This is a genomic window from bacterium (assembly GCA_019637795.1).
Taxonomy (GTDB): domain Bacteria; phylum Desulfobacterota; class Binatia; order HRBIN30; family CADEER01; genus JAHBUY01.
This window is the reverse complement of sequence record JAHBUY010000003.1, coordinates 223,451-246,900: the sequence shown is the minus strand read 5'-3', so window position 1 is coordinate 246,900 and position 23,450 is coordinate 223,451. Positions and strand designations below refer to the sequence as shown.

The following is a 23,450-nucleotide window of genomic DNA, read 5'->3' as shown; positions in this document are numbered from 1 at the left end:
CCCCATGGCGTCCGGGGAGCGAACGGCGCGCCGACAGCGCGCGCCGGCGGATGAGAAATGGCGGCGGCGGCGGGATACCCCTGCCGAACCGCGTTTGGTACAAGCTGACCGTGGAGCGCGGCACGGTACGGCTTGGCGCGGTGCGCGGGGAGCGGGTCGATCCGGCCCTGGAGGTCTCGGTCGTCATCCCGGTGTTCAACGAGGCGCGCACCATCCCTCTGCTGTGCGAGCGGCTGCTGCAGGTGCTCGACGGTCTGGGGCGATCGAGCGAGGTGATCTTCGTCGACGACGGCAGCCAGGACGACTCGCTGGCGCGCCTGCGCGAGGTGTCGGCGCGCGACGCCCGGGTCACGGTCGTCGAGCTCAGCCGCAACTCCGGCCAGCACGCGGCGGTGGTCGCGGGGTTCGCCGCCAGCCGCGGCGCGATCGTCGTCACCCTCGACGCCGACCTGCAGAACCCGCCGGAGGAGATCGGCCGCCTGGTCGAGCAGATCGAGGCCGGCAACGACGTCGTCGGCACCTGGCGCGAGAACCGCCAGGACCCGTGGCTGCGGCGCGCCGTGTCGGCGATGGTGAACCGCGCCACCGCGGCGGCGGTGGGCGTGCCGATGCGCGATTACGGCTGCATGTTGCGCGCCTACCGGCGCGAGATCGTCGAGCAGATCGTCGAGTGCAACGAACGCTCGCTGTTCATCCCGGCGCTGGCCAACGCCCTGGCGCGCCAGACCACCGAGATCGAGGTCGGGCACGCCGAGCGCGCCGACGGCACGTCGCGCTACAAGCCGATGAAGTTGATGCGGCTGGGCTTCGATCTGCTCACCGGCTTCTCGCTGGTGCCGATCCAGCTCGTCTCGCTGGCCGGGGTCGCGGTCGCGCTCGCCGGCGTCGGCTTCGGCGTCTTCCTCTTCATCCGCCGGCTGATCGTCGGTCCCGAGGTGGAGGGCGTGTTCACGCTCTTCGCCATCCTGTTCGTCTTCCTCGGCCTGCTGATCCTCGCCGTCGGCCTGGTCGGCGAGTACATCGGCCGCATCTATCTCGAGGTGCGACAGCGTCCCCCGTACCGGGTGCGCGCGGTCTACCGGCACGGGGAGCCGCAGCGCTGAGATGCGCTCGGTGGTCTGCGCCAACTCGGAGCTCGGCGTCGTCTGTCTCTCCACCCTGCTCGAGCTCGGGGCGGAAGTGGCGGCGGTGTTCACCCACGCCGACGATCCCGCCGACCGCGGCTGGTTCCGCTCGGTGCGCGAGCTGGCGCAGGCGCGCGGTCTGCCGGTGTTCGTCGACGCGCCGCTCGGCGCGCCGGAGTGGCTGGCGCGGCTGCGGGCGTGGCGGCCCGATTTCCTGTTCTCCTTCTACTACCGCCGGCTGCTGCCGCAGGCGGTGCTGGACGTGGCGGCGCGCGGAGCGCTCAACGTCCACGGCTCGCTGCTGCCGCGCTATCGCGGCCGCTGCCCGACCAACTGGGCGCTGGTGCACGGCGAACGCGAGACCGGGGTCACGCTGCACCACATGGTGGCGCGCGCCGACGCCGGCGACATCGTCGCCCAGCGCCGGGTGGCGATCGCCGCCGACGACACCGCCATCACCCTCTACCGCAAGCAGGCCGCCGCGGCGGCGGCGATGCTGCGCGCCGCCTACCCGGCGCTCTGCGCCGGCACGGCGCCGCGCCGGCCGATGGACGTCGCCGCCGGCAGCTACTTCGGCGGCCGCGGGCCGCAGGACGGGGCGATCGACTGGCAGCGGCCGGCGCGCCAGCTCTACGACCTGGTGCGCGCCGTGACCCACCCGTATCCCGGCGCCTTCGCGCGCTGGCACGGCGCGCCGCTGCTGGTGTGGTGGGCGCGGGCCGAGGACGGCAGCGGCGGCGCGCCGCCGGGCACCGTGATCGCCGTCGACGACCACGGCGTGGCGGTGCAGAGCGGACGCGGACGCCTCCGCCTGCTGCGCGTCCAGGCGGCCAATGACGACGAACGACCGGCGAGCGATTGGGCCCGCCGCGCCGGCGTCGCGGAAGGGATGATGCTGGCATGAAGGTTCTGATCACCGGCGGCGGCGGCTTCGTCGGCTCGCATCTCGCCGACGGCTTCCTGGCGCGCGGCGACGAGGTGTTCGTGCTCGACAACGGCTCGGTCGCCAAGACCCGCCACCTGATCGGCACACCCGGGTTCCACTACGTGCGCGACAGCATCTTCGACCTCGAGATCCTCGAAGGCCTGATCGCCAAGGCCGACCTGATCTACCACCTGGCGGCGGTGGTCGGGGTCGAGCACTACGTCGGCGATCCCTTCGAGGTGCTCAACGTCAACGTCAACGGCACCCAATCGGTGCTCAAGCTGGCGTTCAAGCACCAGCGCAAGGTGGTCTTCAGCTCCACCTCGGAGGTGTACGGGCGCAATCCCAAGGTGCCGTGGCGCGAGGACGACGACCGGGTGCTCGGCTCCACCCGCATCGACCGCTGGTGCTATTCGACCTCGAAGGCGGTGGGCGAGCACTTCTGCTTCGCCTACCACGCCATGGGGCTGCCGGTGACGATCACCCGCTACTTCAACGTCTACGGCCCGCGCCTCGACAAGCTCGACGTCGGCCGCGTCATCACCATCTTCCTCGGCCAGGCGCTGCGCAACGAGCCGCTGACGGTGATCGGCGACGGCATGCAGACGCGCTGCTTCACCTACATCGACGACGCCATCCGCGCCACCATCGCCGCCGGCGTCGGCGACGGCACCAACGGCGAGGTGTTCAACATCGGCACCGACGTCGAGACCACCATCCTCGAGCTCGCCGAGCGGATCATCGCCGTCACCGGCTCGTCGAGCCGCATCGAGCTGGTGCCGCAGGCGAAGATCTACGGCGACAGCTACGAGGACATCGGCCGCCGCGTTCCCGACGTCACCAGGATGCGCACCATCCTCGGCGTCACCGCCGCGACCCCGCTCGACGACGGCCTGCGCAAGACCATCGAATGGTTCCAGGGCGAGGGGCGACGGGCATGACGCGGGCGCGGCGACGAGGACGCGGCGGCTGAACGCCTGCTCCCGCTCTCCCGTTTCCCATCCGCCATCCGCCTTCGGCTCCCATGACCGCGACTCCGCAGCTCGCCCTCAAGGTCGACGTCGACACCTACGTCGGCATGCGCGACGGCGTGCCGGCGCTGCAGGCGGCGCTGGACGGGCGCGGCCTGCGCGCCAGCTTCTTCGTGTCGTGCGGCCCCGACCATTCGGGGCGCGCGCTGCGGCGGATCTTCAAGCCCGGCTTCCTGGCCAAGATGCTGCGCACCAACGCGCCTGGGATGTACGGGTGGCGGACGCTGCTCTACGGCACGCTGCTGCCCGGGCCGCCGATCGCCCGCTCGTTCCCGCAGCACCTGCGCGCCCTGGCGGCGGCGGGCCACGAGGTCGGCGTGCACGGCTACGATCACGTCTACTGGCACGACCGGCTGAACGGCCTCGACGCCGAGGCGACCGCCGCCGAGCTGCGCCGCGGCCTCGAGGTGTTCAGCGACCTCGTCGGCCGCCCCGCGGCGGCGTTCGCCGCGCCCGGCTGGCAGTGCACGGCCAACAGCCTGGCGGCGATCGACGCCGCCGGCCTGCGCTACCACAGTTGCACGCGCGGCCGGGCGCCGTATCGCCCGCGCGCCGGCGACCGCGTCTTCGCCACCCCCGAGATCCCCACCACCTGGCCGACCCTCGACGAGGTCTACGGCCGCATCGGCAGCGACGCCGCGGCGCTCACCGCCTTCTACCTGGCGCAGGTGCGCCCGGGGCTCAACGTCCACACCATCCACGCCGAGGTGGAGGGGATGTCGCTGCGACCGCTGTTCGAGGCGCTGCTCGACGCGCTGCGCGGCCGCGTCGACTTCGTGCGCCTGATCGACGTCGCCGACGGTCTCGACGCCGCGGCGCTGCCCGTCTGCCCGGTCGCCAACGGCACCACCGAAGGGCGCGCCGGCACCGTCGCGCTGCAGGGAGCCGCCGCATGAAGGGCGTCCTCGGCCTGCTGCTCGCCGCCGCGACGCTCGCCATCTACTTCTACGGCGCGCACGGCTTCGCGCTCGCCGATCCGGACGAGGCGCGCTACGGCGAGATCGCCCGCGAGATGATCGAGAGCGGCGATTGGACGACCCCGCGCCTGAACTACGCCACGTACTTCGAGAAGCCGCCACTGGTGTACTGGGGGACGGCGCTGGCGATGCGCGTCTTCGGCGGCAGCGAGCTCGCCGTGCGCCTGCCGACCGTGCTGGCGGGTCTCTTCACGCTCGGGCTGACCGCGGCGCTCGCCCGCCGGTTGTACGGCGCCGCGACCGCGCTGCTCGCCGCCGCCGTGCTCGCGGCGGCGCCGCTGTTCGGATTCATGGCCATCGTCCTGACCCTCGACATGAGCCTGACGCTGTTCGTCACGGCCGCGCTGGCGGCGGTCTGGCTGGCGTGGAGCGGCGGCGGCGATCGCCGCTGGGTGCGCGTCGCCTACGCCGCGACGGCGCTGGCGATCCTGGTCAAAGGGCCGGTCGCCGCGGTGCTGGTGGGCGGCGTCGCCTTCCTGTTCAGCCTCACCCACGGCGGCTGGCGGGCGCTGCGGCCGTGGTTCGACTGGCGGGGCCTGGGGCTGGCGCTGGCGATCGTCCTGCCGTGGTTCCTGCTCGTCGGCTGGCGCAATCCCGAGTTCTGGCACTTCTTCATCGTCGACCAGCACCTGCACCGCTACACCAGCACCAAAGAGCACGGCGAGCCGATCTGGTTCTTCCTTCCCGTGATCCTGGGGGCGCTCGCTCCCTGGAGCCTGGTGCTGGCGTTCGACCCCGGGGCGCTGCGCGGCGCGGCGGATCCGCGCCGCTGGGCGCCGGCGACCCGCTTCCTCGTCCTGTGGGCGGCGGTGATCCTGGTGTTCTTCAGCCTGTCGATCTCGAAGCTCGTGACCTACGCGCTGCCAGCGCTGCCGCCGCTGGCGATCCTGGTGGCGCGCGCGGTGCTCTGGGCGGTCGAGCGCGGGCGCACGGCCGGCCTGGCGCGCGCCGCCTGGCTGCTGCTCGTCGGCGGGCCGGTCCTCGGCATCGTGGCCGCCGTCCTGCCCTACGCCAACACCCACTTTCGCGTCCCGCTGGTGGTGCCGTACCTCTTCGCCGGCGCCGTGCCGCTGGCGGTCACCGGTTTCGCCACCCTGCGCCTGCTGGCGGCGCGCCGGCCGCACGCCGCGCTGGTGGCGCTGGCGGCGGGGTGGATGCTGTTGTTCGCCGTCACCGTCGCCGGCCGCGGCGTCGCCAACGAGTACCGCAGCCTCGGCCTCGCCGCCCGCGCCGCGATGCGCCCCGGCGATCGCCTGGTGCTGTTCCTGAACTTCGTCCAGAGCATGGTCTACTACAGCGGCACGCGCTGGGTGATGGTCGGCAACCCCGGCGAGCTCGGCTTCGGCAGCCGGCAGGGCGACCAGTCGGCGTGGTTCTGGCCGACCACCGAGCAGTTCTTCGCGGAATGGTCCGGCCCGCGGCGGATGATCGTCCTCTTCAACCGCAGCCACATCGAACGCTTCGGCGACCGCCTCGATCCGCCGCCCATCATCCTCGCCACCAAGGACAAGAAGGTCCTGGCGGCCAACCGCTGAGGCGTCCGCTCAGCGCCGGTGGCGGCGGGCGACGTCGGCGACCACCTCGACGACGCGGTCGTGTTCGGCGTCGCTGAGGCCGGGGAAGAGGGGCAGCGAGAAGAGGCGCGCCGAGGCGTCGGTGGCGACCGGGAGGACGGGGCGCAGGTCGCCGAGGAGGCGGCGGTAGTACGTCAGCTCGTGCACGGCGGTGAAGTGCAGGCCGAGGCCGACGTCGGCGGCGATGACCTCGGCCATGAAGGCGTTGCGGTCGATGGCGAGCCGCGCCGGGTCGACCAGCACCACGTACAGGTGGTGCGCGTGGGTGCAGGAATGGGCGGCGCGGCCGAGCGGGCGCAGCGCCGGCACGTCGCGCAGCGCCGCGTCGTAGCGGGCGGCGAGGCGGGCGCGTTCGGCGTTGAAGGCGTCGAGCTTGCGGAGCTGGTGCAGTCCGATCGCCGACTGGATGTCGGTCAGGTTGTACTTCAGCCCCGGCTCGACGACGTCGTAGAGGGGGAGCTGGGCGCCGCCGTAGGCTTTCCAGGCATCGCGCTCGACGCCGTGGAAGCGCAGCAGGCGCAGGCGTCGGGCGAGCGCGGGATCATTGGTCGTCACCATCCCGCCCTCGCCGGTGGTCATGTTCTTGATCGGGTGGAAGCTGAAGATCGCCGTGTCGCGGCTGCCGATCGGCTGGTCGCGATAGCTGGCGCCGGCGGCGTGCGCCGCGTCCTCGATCAGGCGCGCGCCCGGCGCGGCGGCGGCGACGGCGTCGAGATCGCAGGGCTGGCCGGCGTAGTGGACCGGCAGCACGGCGCGGGTGCGCGGCGTGACGGCGCCGGCGATCAGGCGCGGGTCGATGTTGAGCGTCTCCGCTTCGACGTCCACCAGCACCGGCGTGCCGCCGGCGAGGACGATCGCATTCACCGTCGCCGGCCAGGTGAGCGGGGTGGTGATCACCTCGTCGCCGGGGCGCAGGTCGAGCGCCAGCATCGCCAGGTGCAGGCCGGCGGTTGCCGAGGTGACCGCCAGCGCCTCGGCGGCGCCGTGGCGGGCCGCGAACTCCCTTTCGAACTGCGCCGTTCGCGGCCCGGAGGTGATCCACCCCGAGCGCAGGCAGGCGACGACCTCGGCGATCTCCTCTTCGCCGATCGCGGGGCGGGAGAATGGAACCTTCATGCGCCCGCCGCTCCCCCCGGCGGGTGGCCGTGGCGCGCCATCACCTCGGCGGCGAAGCGCTCGAGGCACTCGAGGTAGTGGGCGAGGCTGTGGTGGACGAAGCGCAGGTTCAGCGCCGTCGCGCCGGCGCCGGCGTAGGCGGCGACCGTGGCGCGGGCCGCCTCGACGTCGGCGGCGGTGTCCAACGCCAGCGGTCGTTCGGGGCTGAGCACGATCTCGAGATCGGCGCGCCACTGCGGCGTCTGACGGGCGCGGTCGAGCATGGCGCGGAGCTGCGCCAGGTCGAGGCCAAAGGGATCCCATCCGTCGCCGAAGGCCAATGCCCGGCGCAGCGAGCGCGGGGAACGGCCGCCGATCCAGATCGGCAGCCGTTCCTGGACGGCGCAGGGGTCGATGCGGAAGCCGGCGAAGCGGTAGTGCGTGCCCTGGTACCTGGGCTCACTGCCGCCGAGCGCCGCGCGCAGGGCGCGCAACGCGTCCTCGTAGCGGGCGCCGCGGCCCGCGAAGTCGACGCCCAGGAGGGCGAACTCCTCGCGCAGACTGCCGACCCCGACGCCGAGGATGACCCGCCCGCCGGACAGCCGGTCGAGCGTGCCGTAGGTCTTCGCCACCGCCAATGGGTGGTGGTACGGCAGCACCAGGACGTGGGTGAGGAGCCGGATGCGGCTGGTGCAGGCGGCGAGGTAGCCGAGGGTGGTGGCCGGGTCGTAGTAGCGGCCGCCGCGGTGCTGGTCGGCGACGTCGACCGGAATGCCGACGTGTTCGCTGCAGCTCAGGTGGGAATAGCCCAGCCGGTCGGCGGTGATCGCGACCTGGCGGATTTCGGCCACCCCTGCGTCCCGCTCCCATGCGGCGTGGGTGCGCGGCACCATGGTGACCACCGGCGTGGTCAGGCCGAAACGCATGCGTCGGCTACTAGCGGATGGCCCAGGGCGAGGGGAAGGCAGCCAGTCGCCTCGGGGCATGCGGAGCCGGTTCGCATGTCACCGTCGGCATGGTGACGCCAGTTAGCGGCGCACTACGACCAGATGGTTGAAACCGTTTGCACCGATCAGGGATCCAACCACCAGGCTCGCTGGCGATGGAACGCTGGCACGCGCGATGCTCCAGGAACCCACCATGAACCAGGCGGCAACCAAGGTCGGGCAATTGCGGGCGCGGCGGCGGAACACGGTGCACCGCCCTGGGACGTTGCGGTTCCGTTGGCGACAGGCAGCGCGTCACGCGCCGTTGCCCTCGGACGAATCGACGCTGCTCCAGCTCGTGCAGGAAGTGCAGAAACGGGTTCGCAACGATGCGGAAGTGGTGCGGATCGTGCGCTGGCTGGTGAACTCCGGCGCGGTCGTTCTCACCGGCACCTTCGCCGGCCGGCACTTCTGACGCTCGCGGCGGGCGGGCCGCCGTTGGCGAGCGGGAATCCGGCGCGGCGAGCGAGTCGCGACGGACGCGGTGGCCCTGACGGCACCGCCGTGGTAGGACTCGGCCGCTCATGGCGGACGCGATCGTCGTCACCGGAGCGCGCGAGCACAACCTCAAGAACATCACCGTCGAGATCCCGCGCCACCAACTGGTGGTGATCACCGGCCTGTCGGGATCCGGGAAGTCCTCGCTCGCCTTCGACACCATCTATGCCGAGGGGCAGCGCCGCTACGTCGAGTCGTTGTCGGCGTACGCCCGCCAGTTTCTCGAGCAGATGGAGAAACCCGACGTCGATTCGATCGACGGCCTGTCGCCGGCGATCGCCATCGAGCAGAAATCGACCAGCCGCAACCCGCGCTCGACGGTCGGCACGGTCACCGAGATCTACGACTACCTGCGACTGCTCTTCGCCCGCCTCGGCACGCCGCACTGCTGGCAGTGCGGGCAGCCGATCGCCACCCAGACCGTACAGCAGATCGTCGACCGCGTACTCACCCTGCCGGAGCGGACGCGGGTCTACATCCTGGCGCCGATCGCCCGCGGCAAGAAGGGCGAGTTCCGCAAAGAGCTCGCGGAGCTGAGCAAAGCGGGGTTCGTGCGGGCCCGCATCGACGGCGCGCTGCGCGATCTCGCCGCGGACATCAGCCTCACCAAGACCCACGCGCACACCATCGAGGTGGTGGTCGACCGGCTGGTCATCCGCCCCGGCATCGAGAGCCGGCTCGCGGATTCGCTCGCCGTCGCCTTCACGTATGGCAACGACGTCGTCTCGGTGGCGGTGCTGGGCGAGAGCGGCGACACCCCGGTCGAGGAGACGCTCTACAGCCAGCGCTTCGCCTGCACCACCTGCGGCCTGTCGATGCCGGAGCTGACGCCGCGCCTGTTCTCGTTCAACAGCCCGCACGGCGCCTGCCCGACGTGCAGCGGCCTCGGGACCACGAACTATTTCGATCCCGAGCTGATCGTGCCCGACGAGTCGAAGTCGCTCGCCGACGGCGCGGTGGCGCCCTGGGAGAGCCGGCACACGCGCCACGACATGCTCGCCGGGCTGGCGCGCCACCTGAAGTTCTCGCTCGCGACGCCGTGGAAGGCGCTGCCGAAGAAGGCGCGCGACGCGGTGCTGTACGGCACCGGCGACGACGCGGTCGCCGTGGTGATCGAGCGCGGCAGCAAGCGCTACGAATTCCGGCGCCCGTTCGAGGGCGTCGTCCGCAGCCTGGAGCGGCGCTACAAGGAGACCGACTCCGAGTGGGTGCGCGAGGAGCTGGGCAAGTTCATGAGCGTGCGCCGCTGCCCGACCTGCAAAGGGGCACGCCTCAAGCCCGAGGCCCTGGCGGTGCGGCTGCACGGCAAGACCATCACCGACGTCTGCGCGCTGTCGATCGGCGCCGCGCACGCGTTCGTGACGACGCTCGACCTGACGCCGCAGGAGGCGGCGATCGGCGAGCGCCTGCTGCGCGAGGCGCGCGAGCGGCTCGGCTTCCTGCACGACGTCGGGCTCGACTACCTGACGTTGGAGCGGCAGGCGGCGACGCTGTCGGGCGGCGAGGCGCAGCGCATCCGGCTGGCGACGCAGATCGGCGCCAGCCTCAGCGGCGTCCTCTACGTGCTCGACGAGCCGTCGATCGGCCTGCACCAGCGCGACAACGCGCGCCTGCTGGAGACCCTGCGCCGGCTGCAGCGGCTCGGCAACACCGTGATCGTGGTCGAGCACGACCGCGACACGATCGAGGCCGCCGACCACGTCATCGACATGGGGCCGGGCGCCGGGGTGCACGGCGGCGCGGTGGTGGCGCAGGGCACGCCGGAGGAGATTCGCGCCGACCCGCAGTCGCTGACCGGCCGCTACCTGTCGGGCGCGCTCGAGATCGCGCTGCCGCGGCGGCGCCGGCGCGGGTCGGGGTACGCGCTCACCATCACCGGCGCGCGACACCACAACCTGCAGGACCTGACCGTCGAGCTGCCGCTCGGGACCTTCACCTGCGTCACCGGCGTGTCGGGATCGGGCAAGAGCTCGCTGGTGATCGACACCCTGTACCGGGCGCTGGCGCAGCGCCTCAACGGCGCCCGCGACAAGCCGGGGGCGTTCGCCAAGATCAGCGGCTGGGAGCTGATCGACAAGGTGATCGACATCGACCAGGCGCCGATCGGCCGCACGCCGCGGTCGAACCCCGCGACCTACACGGGGCTCTTCACCCACGTGCGCGAGCTGTTCGCGCAACTGCCCGAGGCGCGGGTCCGCGGCTACGATCCCGGCCGCTTCTCCTTCAACGTCAAGGGCGGCCGCTGCGAAGCCTGCGCCGGCGATGGCGTCATCCGCATCGAGATGCACTTCCTGCCCGACGTCTACGTCACCTGCGAGGTGTGCAAGGGCAGCCGCTACAACCGCGAGACGCTGGAAGTGAAGTACAAGGGCAAGCACATCGCCGGCGTGCTCGATCTCACCGTCGGTCAGGCGCTGGACTTCCTCGGCACCGTGCCGCCGATCCGGCAGAAGCTCGAGACCCTGGCGAGCGTCGGCCTCGACTACATCCGCGTCGGCCAGGCGGCGACGACCCTCTCGGGCGGCGAGGCGCAGCGCATCAAGTTGGCCAAGGAGCTGAGCAGGCGGGCCACCGGCCGGACGCTCTACATCCTCGACGAGCCGACCACCGGGCTGCACTTCCACGACGTGGACAAGCTGCTCGGCGTCCTCGACCGCCTGGTCGAGGCCGGCAACACCGTGCTGGTGATCGAGCACAACCTCGACGTCATCAAGGTCGCCGACCACGTCATCGACCTCGGCCCCGACGGCGGTTCCGGCGGCGGCCGCATCGTCGCCCAGGGGCCGCCGGAAGCGATCGCGGCCTCGCCGGCATCGCACACGGGACGGTTCCTGCGCAGCGTGCTGCCCGCGGCGCGCGCGGCGGGTTGACGGCGCGCTGGGTCGCGGCGCGGCGCGCCCCCCTGGCCTGCCCGGAGCGGGTTGGGTACCATCGCCGCGTGTCGCGCCTGGTCTACCTCGACAACCATGCCACGACGCCGGTCGATCCGCGCGTCCTCGAGGCGATGCTGCCGTACTTCGGCGAGCGCTTCGGCAACGCCGCCAGCCGCAGCCATCGCTTTGGCTGGCAGGCGGAGGAGGCGGTCGAGACGGCGCGCGGCGAGATCGCGGCCCTGATCAACGCGGCGCCGCGCGACGTCGTCTTCACCAGCGGCGCCACCGAGTCGGACAACCTGGCGATCAAGGGCGTGGTCGAGTTCCACGCCGACCGCGGCGACCACGTCATCACCGCCGCCACCGAGCACAAAGCGGTGCTCGACACCTGTCGGGCGCTGGAACGAGTCGGACGGACGCGGGTGACGGTGCTACCCGTGGATCGCTTCGGCCAGGTCGATCCGGACGACGTCCGGCGGGCGCTCACCCCGCGCACCGTTCTCATCTCGATCATGCACGGCAACAACGAGATCGGAACGCTGCACCCGATTGCCGCCATCGGCCGCATCGCCAAGGAGGCCGGGGTGCTCTTCCACTGCGATGCGGCGCAGAGCCTCGGGAAGGTGCCACTCGATGTCGAGGCCATGGGGGTCGATCTGCTGGCCGTCACGGCGCACAAGCTGTACGGCCCCAAGGGCGTCGGGGCGCTGTGGGTGCGCGGCCGCAGCCCCCGGGTGCGGATCGCGCCGCAGATGCACGGTGGGGGTCACGAACGCGGCATGCGCTCGGGCACCCTGAACGTCCCGGGCATCGTCGGCTTCGGCCGCGCCTGCGCGGTGGCGGCGCCGACGCTGGCGGAGGAATCGGCCCGGGTCGCCGCCCTGCGCGATCGCCTGCACCGCGGCCTGGCGAGCCGCCTGGAAGAACTGACGCTGAACGGACATCCGGAGGAGCGCCTGCCGGGCAACCTCAATCTCGGCATTGCCGGCATCGAGGGCGATTCGCTGATGGCGGCGTTGCCGGACGTGGCAGTGTCATCCGGGTCCGCCTGCACCTCGGCGACGCTGGAGCCATCGCCGGTGCTGCGCGCGATCGGGCTCGATGACGACGCGGCGCACGCCTCGATCCGCTTCGGCGTCGGCCGTTTCACCACCGAGGCCGACATCGACTACGCCATCGAGCGGGTCGCGCAGGAGGTCGAACGCCTGCGCGCCCTGTCGCCCGCCTGGGTGGCCCGCCGGCGGGCGGCATCATAAGGAGACATCATGGCCATCACGCTCACCGACAATGCGGTCATGAAGATTCTCAGCCTGGTGACCGACGCGCCGCGGCGCGGGCTGCGCGTCAAGGTCGTCGGCGGCGGCTGTTCCGGCCTGCAGTACAAGATGGATCTCGACGAGCCGCGCGACGGCGACAAGATCTTCGAACGCGACGGCGCCAAGATGATCGTCGATCGCAAGAGCTTCCTCTACCTCAACGGCACCGAGCTCGATTACGCCGACGGTCTGATGGCGACCGGCTTCACGCTGCACAATCCCAACGTCAAGAAGACCTGCGGCTGCGGCGCCTCGTTCTCGGTCTAAGTGGCCTGGAAGAAAGGGTTTCAGGGCATAGGCGAGGGGGGCGTGGCGGCGCGCGGAGGGGACGACCACCTGCAGGTGGTTCGGCGGCATCGGCATCCTCCGCGTTTTTCTTTTGGCTTTTGAATAGCCGCTCTCGAGCACCCGTCTGAGGGGGCATGCGTGACGACCTGGTTGGTGAGGGACGGCTCTTCGAACCCGACATCATGCTCCCGGCACAGTACTTCGCGGTCCTGCGCAAGTCCGCGCCGCAGGGACCCGAGTACCATCTGGTGTTCGCCATGTTGCAGGACGCGGTCGAGTGCGTGCAGAAGTATCGCTTCGCGCTCGATGTGAACGGGCGCGAGCTATACACCGACGCCTACGACTGGATCGCGTCTTCCGACCGGCAGTGGCCGTTCTCCTTCGAGAACGTCTGCGACATCCTGCGGATCAATCCCGAGTACCTGCGCAACGGATTGTTCCGCTGGTGCGAGCGCCAGGACGAGCTGCGGCGCGCCGGCAAGGTCGTCCCCCTGGCGAGCCGCAAGCCGGCCCTCGATCCGATGCCGGTCGCCGAGACCGCCAAGGCGAGCTGAACGCATTGCCCGCCGCCGAGCCGGCGGCGTAAGGTCCGGGCATGTGGCGATCCCTCCGGCGGTGGCTGGCGATTGGATACCTGCACGTCCGCTCCTGGCTGGCGCCGCGCAAGCCGTACGGCGTCCTGACCCTCTCCCTCGACGGCGAGCTGGCCGAGGATACGGGTGAGTCCCGTTTCCTCGGCCTGTTCCGCCGCCCCCCCACGGACTACCTGGGGGTTCTGACCGTGCTGCGCTGGGCGCGCGACGACCAGCAGTTGCAGGGCGTGCTGCTGCGCGTCGACGACCTGCACGCGAGCTGGGCGCGCATCCAGGGCCTGCGGCGCGCGATCGAGCGGCTGCGCGCCGCTGGGAAGCGCGTCTGGGTCCATCTCGAGCGCGCCGGCATGGGCGAATACTACCTCGCCAGCGCCGCCGATCGCGTGCTCTGCGCGCCCGCCGCGACGCTCGATGTCACCGGCCTGGCTTCCGAGGCCATGTTCGTGCGCGACACGCTCGACAAGGTCGGCATCGACGCCGAGGTCGTGCACGTCGGCCGCTACAAATCGGCCGGTGAGATGGTGACCAGGACGAGCATGTCCGAGGCCCACCGCGAGATGCTGGAGGCGCTGGTCGAGGACCTGTTCGGCCAGATCGCCGACGGCGTCGCCGCCGGGCGGGCGCTCGATGCGGCGCTCGTCCGCGACGCCCTCGGGCGCGGGCCGTACGTCGCCGCCGAGGCCCAGGCGGCCCGCCTGATCGACGGCACCGCCTACGCCGACGAAGCGGAGCGCCAACTCGCCGACGCCTGCGGCGGCGCGGCGGTCATCGAACGCGATCCCTACCTCGCGCGCCGCGGCCGCGCCGTCCGCCTCGACGCGCTGCGCCGCGCCCGCCACACCGTGGCGTTGGTGCACATCGGCGGCACGATCAAGCCCGGAGAGAGCGTCAGCCGCCCCGCCGGCGGCGGCGCCGCCGGCGTCCGCTCGATCGCCGCGGTGTTGAAGCGCGTGCGCGAACGCGACGACATCGCCGCCCTGGTCCTGCGGATCGCCAGCCCCGGCGGCTCGGCGCTGGCGTCCGACCTGATCTGGCGCGAGGTCGAGCGCACGCGGGCGGCGAAGCCGGTGATCGCCACCTGCGGCGACGTCGCCGCGTCCGGCGGCTACTACGTCGCCCTCGCCGGCCGGCCGCTGCTGGCGGAGGCAGGCACCATCACCGGCTCGATCGGCGTGGTCGCCGGCAAGGCGACACTGCGCCGCTTGTACGACCGCCTCGGCGTGCACAAGGAAACCGTCGCCCGGGGGCGCCACGCCACCCTGTTCTCGGACTACGTCGCCCTCGACGACGACGGGCGCGAGCGGATCCAGCACCAGGCGGAGTCGTTCTATCGCGACTTCGTCGGCAAGGTCGCGGCGGCGCGCGGCCTGAGCCCCGAGGCGGCCGAGGCCGCGGCGCAGGGCCGCGTGTGGACCGGCCGCCAGGCGCAGGCGCGCGGTCTGGTCGACGAGTTGGGCGGTTTGGAGGAGGCGCTCGACGCCGCCAAGCGCGCCATCGGCGTGGCGGTCGATCAGCCGGTGCTGGTCGAACGCGTCACCCGCCCGCGACGGCTCGGGGACCTCTCGCTCGGCCTCCGCCTGCCGCGCCGGACCGGCATCGCCGACCTCTTCGACATCCTGCCCTCCCTGCGCTTCCTGCTGCGCGAACGCGTCTGGGCCGTGATGCCGTTCGACATCCGCTTCTTCTGACCCCAGGCGCCGGGGCGTCGCCACCTCAGGCGCGCTCGTACGGCTGGCCGAGCGCCGCCGGCGCGGTGGCGCGGCCGATGCCGCCGGCGAGGACCAGCAGGGTCAGCACGTAGGGCAGGATGAGGAAGAACTGGAACGGCACCGCCAGGCCCATCGCCTGGAAGTGGAACTGCAGGGCGGTGGCGAAGCCGAAGAAGAGCGCCGCCAGCATGACGCCGATCGGATGGCGCCGGCCGACGATGACGATCGCGAGGGCGATGAAGCCGCGGCCCGCCGACATGCCTTCGACGAAGGTCCTGGCGTAGGCGAGCGACAGATACGCGCCGCCGGCGGCGGCGAGCATGCCGCAGACCACCAGCGCCGCCACCCGCACCCGCCCCACGACGACCCCCTGCGTCTCGGCCGCGTACGGATTCTCGCCCACCATGCGCAGGCGCAGTCCGGGCAGCGTGCCGCCCAGGACCCAGCCGACCAGAGGCACGGCGGCGAACGCCGCGTAGCCGATCAGCGTCTGGTCGAAGAACGGACCGAGCACCGGCAGCGCGGCGAGGCCGGGCAGCCGCCAACTCGGCGCCCCGGGGATCGTCAGCGCCGCGCCGGTGACGCCGAACACGGCGCGATAGGCGACGCCGGTCAGCCCCGCCGCCAGCAGGTTCAGCGCCGTGCCGGCCACCACCTGGCTCGCGTTCCAGCGCGCCACGAACACGCCGAGGCCGCCGCCGAGGCCGGCGCCGACCGCCAGCGCGCCGGCGGCGCCGAGCGCCGGCGAGCCGCTCAGCAAGGCGACGACGAGGGCGACGAAGGCGCCGCTCAGCAGCATGCCCTCGAGGCCGATGTTGAGGACGCCGGCGCGTTCGGCGATCAGCTCGCCGAGCGCCGCGAACAGCAGCGGCACCGCCATGGTGATCGTCGACGCGACGAGCGCGGTGAGCAGGTCGGCGGTCATCCGGCGCTCGCCAGCGGCCGGCGCCGCTCGAACGCCAGCAACGAGAGGATGACGATCGCCTGCACGGCGGAGACGAGCACCGCCGAGACGCCGGCGGCGCTCTGCATGGCGCTCGAGCCGACGTCGAGGGCGGCGAAGAAGACGGCGGCCGCGACGACGCCGAGCGGGTGCAGGCGGCCGAGCAGCGCGACGGCGATGGCCGTGAAGCCGTAGCCGGGCGAGAAGTTGTCGTAGAGGCGGAAGGTGACGGCGCTGACCTCGATGCCGCCGGCCAGGCCGGCGAGCGCGCCGCTGAGCGCCAGGGCGCTCAACAGGGCGCCGGTGGTGCGCAGCCCGGCGAGCCGCGCCGCGAGCAGGTTCAGGCCCGCGGCCCGCATTTCGAACCCGAGCACGGTGCGGAAGAGCAAGACGGCGGCGCCGGCGGCGGCGAGCAGCGCCAGTCCGAGGCCGGCGTGGACGCGATAGCCGGCGAACAACCGCGGCAGGCGCACCGCCGCGGCGACGGCGTCGGTCTGCGGGTAGGCGCCCGCGGCTTCCATCAGGGGGCCGTGGACGAGCCAGCCGACCAGGCCGAGGGCGATGAAGTTGAGCATGATCGTGCTGATCACCTCGTCGATGCCGCGCGCCGTGCGCAGCACGCCGGCGACGCCCGCCCAGGCCGCGCCGCCGAGCGCGGCGGCGGTCAGCGCCGTCGCGCTCGCCACCAGGGGCGGCCAGTCGCCGATCCGGCTGCCGAGCCAGGCGACCACGACCGCGCCCGCCAGCAACTGTCCCTCGGCGCCGATGTTCCAGATGCCGGCGCGGAAGGCGATCGCCACCGCCAGCCCGGTGAGCAGCAGGGGACAGGCGCGCACGCCGATCTCCGACCAGGCCGCGGCGCTGCCGAACGCGCCGCGTCCGAGGGCGCTCAGCGCCACCAGCGGGTTGCCGCCGGCGACCGCAATGAGCAGGGCGCTGCCGGCCAGCGCCACCACCAGCGCCGCCAGCGACGGCCAGAGGCGATCGAGACTCACGCCGCGGCGCTCCCGGCCAGCATGAGGCCCAGTCGCTGCAGCGGAAACGGGCGTTCCAGCGGGGCGCTCAGCTCGCCGCGATAGAGCACCGCGACGCGGTGGGCGCGCGCGACGATTTCGTCGAGATCGGTCGAGATCAGCACCACGGCGGCGCCGCGCGCCAGCGCCTGCAGGAGCGCCGCGTACACGGCCTCGGCGGCGGCGATGTCGAGGCCGCGGGTGGGATTGGCGGCGACGATGACCCGCGGTTGGGTGGCGAGCGCGCGGGCGATCACCAGCTTCTGCATGTTGCCGCCCGACAGGCTGCGCGCCGGGGCGTTGAGGTCGCCGGCTTTGATGCCGTACGCCGCCACCATCGACCGCGCCCGCTGGCGCAGGGTCCGGGCGCGCAGGAAGCGGCCGCCGGCGCGCAGCAGGCGGACGTTGAGCGACGCGTTGTCGGCGATCGCCATGTCGGCGACCACGCCCTGGCGCAGTCGATCGGGGGGGATGCTGCCGATGCCGATGGCGATCGCCGCCGCCGGGTCGGCGCCTTCCAGCGGCACGCCGCCGACCGCGATGCGGCCGCCGGTGGCCGGACGCAGCCCGGTCAGGACCTCGAAGAGCTCCTCCTGTCCGTTGCCGTCGACGCCGGCGATGCCGACGATCTCGCCGGCGTGCACCGCGAGGCTGACGTCGCGCAGGCAGGGCCGGCCGTCGCTGCCGCCGGTGCGCACCCGGTCGATCCGGAGCTGCACGGTGCCGTCGCCGCGGCGCGGCGGCGGCGCCTCGTCGGCGCGGCTGAGCGTGCCGATCATCAGGCGGGCGAGCGCCGGCTCGTCGATCGCGTCCCGCGCGGCGGCGCCCACGACCCGGCCGTGGCGCATGACGGTGATCCGGTCGGCGATCGCCATCACCTCGCCGAGCTTGTGGGTGATGAAGAGCACCGCCGTGCCGGCGGCGCGCAGGCGGCGCAGCACGGCGAACAACGCCCCGACCTCGCTCGGGGTCAGCACCGCGGTGGGCTCGTCGAGGATGAGGATGCGCGTCTCGCCGGCCAGCGCCTTGACGATTTCGATGCGCTGGCGCAGGCCGACCGGCAGCGTGCCGACCGGCGCGTCGAGATCGCCGAGCTCGAGGCCGATGCTCGCCGCCAGCCGCGTCGCCGCCGCGACGACGCGGCCGCGCCGCCAGCGCCACTCGCCGGGCGGGCTGAGGGCGAGCGCCAGGTTTTCGGCCACCGACAGCGCCTCCACCAGGGCGAACTCCTGGTGCACCATGCCGATGCCGGCACGCCGGGCGTCGAGCGGGCTGGCGAAGCGAACCGGCGTGCCATCGACCGCCATGGCGCCGGCATCGGGCGCGACGAGGCCGTAGACCACCTTCATCAGCGTCGACTTGCCGGCGCCATTCTCGCCCAGCAGCGCATGCACCTCGCCGCGCCGCGCCTCGATATCGACGCCGTCGAGCGCCACGACGGCGCCGAATCGCTTGGCGATCGCGTGCAGGGCAAGCGCGCAGGCCATGCTTCACTGCAGAGGCGCGGAGGCGCCGAGATCCCGCATGTCGGCCATGGCGTCTCTGCGTCTCCGCGCCTCTGCGGTGGAGCGCGTCAGAATTCCGCGCTCGGCGGGACGAGGGTGCCGGCGAGGATCGCCTGCTGCGCCGCATCCACCTTCGCCTTCACCTCGGGCGGGATGCGCTCGGCGAGCGCGGCGTTGTACTGCAGCGAGATCACGCCATCGCGCATCCCCAGCTTCTCGATCCGGGCGACGAAGGTGTGGTCCTTCACCTGGCGGGCGACGGTGAGGAAGCCGCGCGGGATGTCGATCACCGCGCTGGCCAGCACCACGTCGGGCGCGATGTCGTTCTGGTTCTTGTTGGCGCCGAACGCGAGCACCTGTTGCTGCTGCGCCGCCTGGAAGACGCCCAGCCCGGCGGCGTCGGCGTTGTGGAAGAGGAAATCGGCGCCCTGCCGGACCAGCGCCAGCGCCGCTTCCTTGGCGGCGCCCACGTCCTCCCAGTTGCCGACGTAGCTGGTCATCACCTGGAAGTCCGGTTGCACCGCTTTGGCTCCAGCCTCGTACGCCACGATGGTGCTCTTCACCGACGGGATCGCCATGCCGCCGACCGCGCCGGCCTTGCCGGTCTTCGACATCGCCGCCGTCAGCATCCCCTCCAGATAGGTGGCCTCCTCGAGCATGAAGCGGAGCGGGGCGACGTTCGGCCGCACGGTGTTCCCGGAGGTGGTGATGAACACGGTATCGGGGAACGCCGGCGCCACCGCCGCCGCGGCGTCCTGGAACTCGAAGCCGTGGCCGAAGACCAGGTTGAAGCCGCGGGCCGCGAAGTCGCGGAATCCATCCTCGAACTGGCCCGGGTTGCGGACCTCGAGCTGCGCGATCTCCGCGCCGAGCTGCGCCTTGATCGCCAGCAGCCCCTCGTAGGCGAGGGCGTTCCAGCCGGCGTCGCTCACCGGGCCGGGGCTGAGCAGCGCGACCTTGAACGGCGCGTCGGCGGGCGGCGCCGGCTCGGAGTGCGAGCAGGCCGCGACCAGCAGAAGAAGGATCGGCAGCAGGCGGCGCATTGGCGGAGCCTATCCAATTCGCCGCGCGGAGCACAGAGGCAGGCGCGACGCCGGTGTGTTCGGAGCGTCCGGCTGTGGTTTAGTGCAGCGGATGCCGAACCACTATCTGCTGATCGTGCTCGACAGTTGCCGCTTCGACGCCTTCGTGGCGGCGGATCCGCTGACGATGCAGAAGCTGGGCGCCCTGGAGCGGCGGTGGAGCTACGCCTCGTGGACGTCCCCGTCGCACTTCAACCTGCTGATGGGGCTGCTGCCGCACGCCAGCCCGCGACAGGTGTTCGCGTCGGAGTACTACAAGCGCGATTTCGCCCGCTACGCCGAGCGGCTGGGGGTCGACGGGGTCGCCTTCAAGGACCTGCTGCCGTCGCTGTGGCTGCCGACGTTCCTGCGCCAGCGGCTCGGCTACCGCGCGCACGCGCTGGTCTCGCTCCCGGTGCTCAACCCGGCGACGCCGCTGGCGCACGACTTCGACAGCTTCACGCTGATGCCGACCCACAACGACATGGCGGCGATGCTGCCGCGGCTGCGCTTCGACGACGACCGGCCGACCTTCCACCTGTTGAACGTCGGCGAGACGCACTACCCGTTCGCGCGGCCGAGCGAGGACCCGAGCCACTGGCCGCGCCTGTCGGGTGTGCACGGCACGCTGCAGCGCCTGGAGGACTCGGCCAGCGGTCCGGCGCCGTTCGACGCCCGGCAACTCGCCGAGCTGCGGGCGCGGCAGATCGACACGGTGCGCTACCTCGACGGCGTGTTCGAGCAGCTCTTCGATCTCCTGCCGGCCAACACCTACGTCACCATCACCGCCGACCACGGCGAGCTGTTCGGCGAGGACGGCTACATCGGGCACGGCCCGATCCAGCACGCGAAGGTCTTCGAGGTGCCCTTCCTGGAAGGGAAGCTGCGGTAGGACGAAGGCGCGGAGAGAGGATCAAAGACCAACGAGGAAGGACGGAAGCGAGTCGCCTTCGCCCTTCGTCTACGCCTTGGAGCGGTAGTACTCGATCAGGAGGTTGGTGATCTCCGGCCGCAGGGGGCAATGACTGCAGCGCATCCATGCGGAACATGGACCCGCGGATATGCGGGGAATTCCCTATTGCGGTCCCCCCCCCCTAAACCGCTAGTGGGCCTCGCAGACAGTCTGCTCGATCTCGCAGGGGAGCCCGCGCGAATGCATCCGCAGGTTTTCGGTGCCGTGTCCGTCTACTTCCTCGCTTGGGCGGCCGCGGCTGTAGTTGGGGTGGCGACCGCGCTGCGGCGCGCGACGGTGGTCAGCTTGCCACTCGGCAGGTCGTTCGTCGCGCTGATCTGCGTGGTGCTGGCGATCCTTCTCGGATCGCGACTGCTCTATCTCGCCGAGGCGAGTTGGTTCCCGGCCGACGACTACGTGCCACCATCGGTTCGCGGCGCGCTGCACGGCTTTCGCATCCCCGGCGGCATCCTCGCGCTGGCGCTGACCCTGCCCTTGATCTGCCGCGTGCTCGGCCTGCCCTGGACCCGCTTCGGCGATCGCGTCATTCCGCTGGTCGCCCTGGCAGTGGTATTCATTCGACTCGGTTGCTTCATGAACGGCTGCTGCTTCGGACAGGTGAGCAGCCTACCCTGGGCGGTCAGGTTCCCGCGCGGCACATGGGCCTTCTGGTACCACGCCACCCGAGGTTGGGTGCCGCCCGGCGCGGCGACATCCCTACCCGTACAGCCTCTGCAGCTCTATTTTCTCGGCGCCGCGGCATTCACGTTCGCCGTCCTCCTCTGGCTGGAGCGACGCTCGCCCCCGCTCGGCATGCTGCAGGTCGCGTTCTTCGCGTCGTTCTTCCTGACGACGGCTGTGCTCGAGCCGTTGCGGGAGAATTTCCTCACGCTCAATCAGCTCCTCGCGCCGGTCGCGGCGGCCGGCTCCATTCTCGTCGGGGTCGTCATCGTCGTACGACACGCCCGTCTCGTCTCGCCGCCCGAGCGCGGCACCGCCGGTGGCGTGGTATGACCGACATCGCGCACGGCGTTCTCGCCGCGCTCACGGCGACGACGATCATCGGCGCCGCGGACGCGCTGCGCGCGTTACGCCGGAATACCTACGTTCACCTCTCGCGCTACGTTTGGCTGTACCTCAGCGTGCCCATCGTCGCGCTCGCGCCGGTCGCACTCGTCTTCGGAACGCTATCGGCGGCCGGGACGGGGGCACTGGGCGCCTCCCGCGGCGCCACGGCGGCGACGGCGGTGGTCGTCTGCCTGGTCGCGGCCGGATGCGTGGAGGCCGCGGCGTTCCGCCGCCAGCTCGACGCCGGGTTGCGCGCCGCGCGCGTGCCCCGCCACGGAGAGGCGTGGGCTCGGCGAGCCGCCACGGCCGTGTGGGTGGTCCTGCTCGCCTGTGCGGGAGTTGCCGGCGGTCAATTCGTCGCCAGGCTGCCAGATGTCGCGGTTACGACGGCCGGCGCCGTGGTTGCGGCAGTCAACTTCCTGCTGACGCTGCCCGCGGTGGCGTTCCTGATGTCAGAGCTGCGCCGGGCACCCCGACGGCGAGAAGGAGCACGGCACCGTCGCAGTCGGGCCGTCGAGCCCTCGCTGGTGCTGATCTCGATCGACACGCTGCGAGCGGACCGACTCGGGGCGTACGGCGCGACGACCAGACTGACTCCATCCCTCGACGCGCTCGCGGCGAGGGGAACGGTGTGCGACACCGCGATCGCGACGTCCTCCTGGACCCTGCCATCGGTCGCATCGTTCCTGACCGGCCGCTATCCGTCGCGCCACGGCGCGGGCGAGTCGGTGAACGGATTCGACCTCATGGGCCGTTCGCCTCTCCGCCCCGGCGTGCGCACGCTCGCGGAGGCGTTCGCCGACGCGGGATACGGGACTTGCGCCGTGGTGTCCAACCCCTACCTCGCGCTGCAGTACGGTCTCGGCCGCGGGTTCAGCAGCTACGAGAACGTGTCGATCGAATCGGAGGCGATGGTCGCCATCCGCGGTACCCTCGCCGGACGCACGCTCGAATGGATGCTCGGCTCTCGTCCCGTGGACACTGGCACGCGCGTGTCCGACGTCGGGATCCGCCGCCTGCGCCGGGCCGCCAGCGTCCGGCGTGAGGACGGGCAGCCATTCTTCCTGCGGCTGCACTACATCGATCCGCACGCTCCGTACGGCTGCGCCGGCGACAAATCGTTCCGCGGCGATACGCTCCTCTCGGACATCCGACACGAAGGGCCGCTCGGCCAGCGGTTCGAGGCCGTTGCCCGATTGCGAGCCGGTGAGATTCGCCTGAACGCGACCGAGAAGGCCGATCTCGTCGCGCTCTACGATGCCGGCGTGGCCGCCGTCGACGCAGCGGTCGGGCGGGTGTTCGACGAGCTCACCGCGCTTGGCCTCGCGGATGAGGTGATCGTCGCGCTGGTGTCCGATCACGGCGAGGAGTTCTGGGAGCACGGCGGTGTCGAGCACGGTCACACATTCTACGACGAGCTCGTGCACGTCCCCTTGATGTTCGCTGGCCCGGGAGTGCCGCGAGGCGGGCGGGTCCGCTCGCTGGTCTCGCTGGCGGACCTGCCGCCGACGCTGCTTCGCTTGGCTGGGCTGAGCGCCCCACACGGGCTCGACGGCGTGCCGATCGCACTGAGCGACGCGTCGGCTGAGGACGACCGAGTCGTCCGCTGTGAATCGCTGTTGTTCGCCGAGCCGAAGGTCGCGGTGCGCACCCGCTCGCTGAAGTATGTGCTGTGGCAGGGTGGCAAGGAGGAGCTGTTCGATCTCGACCGGGATCCATGCGAGCTGCGCGATCTGGCGGCCACGGCCGATCTCGGATGGGCCCGCGGTCTGCTGGGCGACGGGCCCGGGCCTCCGCAAGGCAGCTATGCTGCCGCGCTGGACACGGCGTCACTTCGAGTGGCGATGGAACGACTCGGCTACGCGTAACCAGCTCCGTCGCTCCAGCTCGCCAGCTGCGCGGCGGCACACTATCCAGAA

20 protein-coding genes are annotated in these 23,450 nt (G+C 71.9%); 14 read left to right on the top strand and 6 right to left on the bottom strand.

What is annotated here, in order from left to right; translation table 11 throughout:
- Positions 1 to 50 precede the first annotated feature (50 nt).
- The 5 genes from KF840_11115 to KF840_11095 all read left to right on the top strand — a co-directional run bounded on the left by KF840_11115 (position 51) and on the right by KF840_11095 (position 5,592).
- Entirely contained in the window at positions 51 to 1,103 is a 1,053-nt protein-coding gene (locus KF840_11115) for a glycosyltransferase (GenBank protein ID MBX3025442.1), read from the top strand.
- A gap of 1 nt (position 1,104) precedes the next feature.
- Positions 1,105 to 2,028 (top strand): formyltransferase, encoded by a 924-nt coding sequence (locus KF840_11110; protein ID MBX3025441.1) that lies wholly within the window; start codon positions 1,105 to 1,107, stop codon positions 2,026 to 2,028.
- Positions 2,025 to 2,990, top strand: coding sequence for an NAD-dependent epimerase/dehydratase family protein (locus KF840_11105; GenBank protein MBX3025440.1), 966 nt, complete (start codon positions 2,025 to 2,027; stop codon positions 2,988 to 2,990). The genes KF840_11110 and KF840_11105 overlap by 4 nt, the downstream gene beginning before the upstream one ends.
- A gap of 83 nt (positions 2,991 to 3,073) precedes the next feature.
- Positions 3,074 to 3,976: a 4-deoxy-4-formamido-L-arabinose-phosphoundecaprenol deformylase gene (locus KF840_11100; GenBank protein MBX3025439.1), complete on the top strand. Its 903-nt coding sequence runs from the start codon at positions 3,074 to 3,076 to the stop codon at positions 3,974 to 3,976.
- The gene (locus KF840_11095; protein ID MBX3025438.1) at positions 3,973 to 5,592 is read left to right on the top strand and encodes a glycosyltransferase family 39 protein; all 1,620 of its coding nucleotides are present in this window, start codon (positions 3,973 to 3,975) and stop codon (positions 5,590 to 5,592) included. The genes KF840_11100 and KF840_11095 overlap by 4 nt, the downstream gene beginning before the upstream one ends.
- A 9-nt stretch (positions 5,593 to 5,601) precedes the next feature.
- Here KF840_11095 and KF840_11090 read toward each other — a convergent pair whose 3' ends face one another.
- The gene (locus KF840_11090) at positions 5,602 to 6,747 is read right to left on the bottom strand and encodes a DegT/DnrJ/EryC1/StrS family aminotransferase (protein MBX3025437.1); all 1,146 of its coding nucleotides are present in this window, start codon (positions 6,745 to 6,747) and stop codon (positions 5,602 to 5,604) included.
- Positions 6,744 to 7,652 carry an LLM class F420-dependent oxidoreductase gene (locus KF840_11085; GenBank protein ID MBX3025436.1) on the bottom strand — a complete coding sequence of 303 codons (909 nt, stop codon included), beginning with the start codon at positions 7,650 to 7,652 and terminating at the stop codon, positions 6,744 to 6,746. Before KF840_11085 ends, KF840_11090 begins: the two co-directional genes overlap by 4 nt.
- Before the next feature lie 214 nt (positions 7,653 to 7,866).
- Between KF840_11085 and KF840_11080 the strand changes: the two genes are divergently transcribed.
- From KF840_11080 to sppA, 6 genes are all read left to right on the top strand, one after another.
- Entirely contained in the window at positions 7,867 to 8,127 is a 261-nt protein-coding gene (locus tag KF840_11080) for a hypothetical protein (GenBank protein MBX3025435.1), read from the top strand.
- Positions 8,128 to 8,236: 109 nt separating this feature from the next.
- Entirely contained in the window at positions 8,237 to 11,080 is a 2,844-nt protein-coding gene (gene uvrA, locus KF840_11075; GenBank protein ID MBX3025434.1) for an excinuclease ABC subunit UvrA, read from the top strand.
- A 68-nt stretch (positions 11,081 to 11,148) separates the two neighbouring features.
- A complete protein-coding gene (locus KF840_11070; GenBank protein ID MBX3025433.1) occupies positions 11,149 to 12,339 on the top strand; it encodes an IscS subfamily cysteine desulfurase in 1,191 nt (396 codons plus the stop codon).
- Between the two features lie 9 nt (positions 12,340 to 12,348).
- Positions 12,349 to 12,666: an iron-sulfur cluster assembly accessory protein gene (locus KF840_11065; GenBank protein ID MBX3025432.1), complete on the top strand. Its 318-nt coding sequence runs from the start codon at positions 12,349 to 12,351 to the stop codon at positions 12,664 to 12,666.
- Positions 12,667 to 12,821: 155 nt separating this feature from the next.
- Positions 12,822 to 13,241, top strand: a complete 420-nt coding sequence (locus tag KF840_11060) for a hypothetical protein (protein MBX3025431.1) — start codon at positions 12,822 to 12,824, stop codon at positions 13,239 to 13,241.
- A gap of 41 nt (positions 13,242 to 13,282) precedes the next feature.
- The gene (gene sppA, locus KF840_11055; GenBank protein MBX3025430.1) at positions 13,283 to 14,968 is read left to right on the top strand and encodes a signal peptide peptidase SppA; all 1,686 of its coding nucleotides are present in this window, start codon (positions 13,283 to 13,285) and stop codon (positions 14,966 to 14,968) included.
- A gap of 25 nt (positions 14,969 to 14,993) precedes the next feature.
- Here sppA and KF840_11050 read toward each other — a convergent pair whose 3' ends face one another.
- The 4 genes from KF840_11050 to KF840_11035 all read right to left on the bottom strand — a co-directional run bounded on the left by KF840_11050 (position 14,994) and on the right by KF840_11035 (position 19,493).
- On the bottom strand, positions 14,994 to 15,914 hold the full coding sequence (locus KF840_11050; protein ID MBX3025429.1) for an ABC transporter permease: 921 nt from the start codon (positions 15,912 to 15,914) through the stop codon (positions 14,994 to 14,996).
- Positions 15,911 to 16,927, bottom strand: a complete 1,017-nt coding sequence (locus tag KF840_11045) for an ABC transporter permease (protein MBX3025428.1) — start codon at positions 16,925 to 16,927, stop codon at positions 15,911 to 15,913. The genes KF840_11050 and KF840_11045 overlap by 4 nt, the downstream gene beginning before the upstream one ends.
- Positions 16,924 to 18,432, bottom strand: coding sequence for an ABC transporter ATP-binding protein (locus KF840_11040; GenBank protein ID MBX3025427.1), 1,509 nt, complete (start codon positions 18,430 to 18,432; stop codon positions 16,924 to 16,926). The genes KF840_11045 and KF840_11040 overlap by 4 nt, the downstream gene beginning before the upstream one ends.
- An 86-nt stretch (positions 18,433 to 18,518) precedes the next feature.
- Entirely contained in the window at positions 18,519 to 19,493 is a 975-nt protein-coding gene (locus tag KF840_11035) for a BMP family protein (GenBank protein MBX3025426.1), read from the bottom strand.
- Between the two features lie 91 nt (positions 19,494 to 19,584).
- Between KF840_11035 and KF840_11030 the strand changes: the two genes are divergently transcribed.
- The 3 genes from KF840_11030 to KF840_11020 all read left to right on the top strand — a co-directional run bounded on the left by KF840_11030 (position 19,585) and on the right by KF840_11020 (position 23,399).
- Positions 19,585 to 20,403, top strand: a complete 819-nt coding sequence (locus tag KF840_11030) for a sulfatase-like hydrolase/transferase (GenBank protein ID MBX3025425.1) — start codon at positions 19,585 to 19,587, stop codon at positions 20,401 to 20,403.
- A gap of 213 nt (positions 20,404 to 20,616) precedes the next feature.
- Entirely contained in the window at positions 20,617 to 21,477 is an 861-nt protein-coding gene (locus KF840_11025) for a prolipoprotein diacylglyceryl transferase (protein MBX3025424.1), read from the top strand.
- Complete coding sequence (locus KF840_11020; GenBank protein MBX3025423.1) at positions 21,474 to 23,399, top strand: sulfatase; 1,926 nt, start codon at positions 21,474 to 21,476, stop codon at positions 23,397 to 23,399. Before KF840_11025 ends, KF840_11020 begins: the two co-directional genes overlap by 4 nt.
- Positions 23,400 to 23,450: the final 51 nt, after the last annotated feature.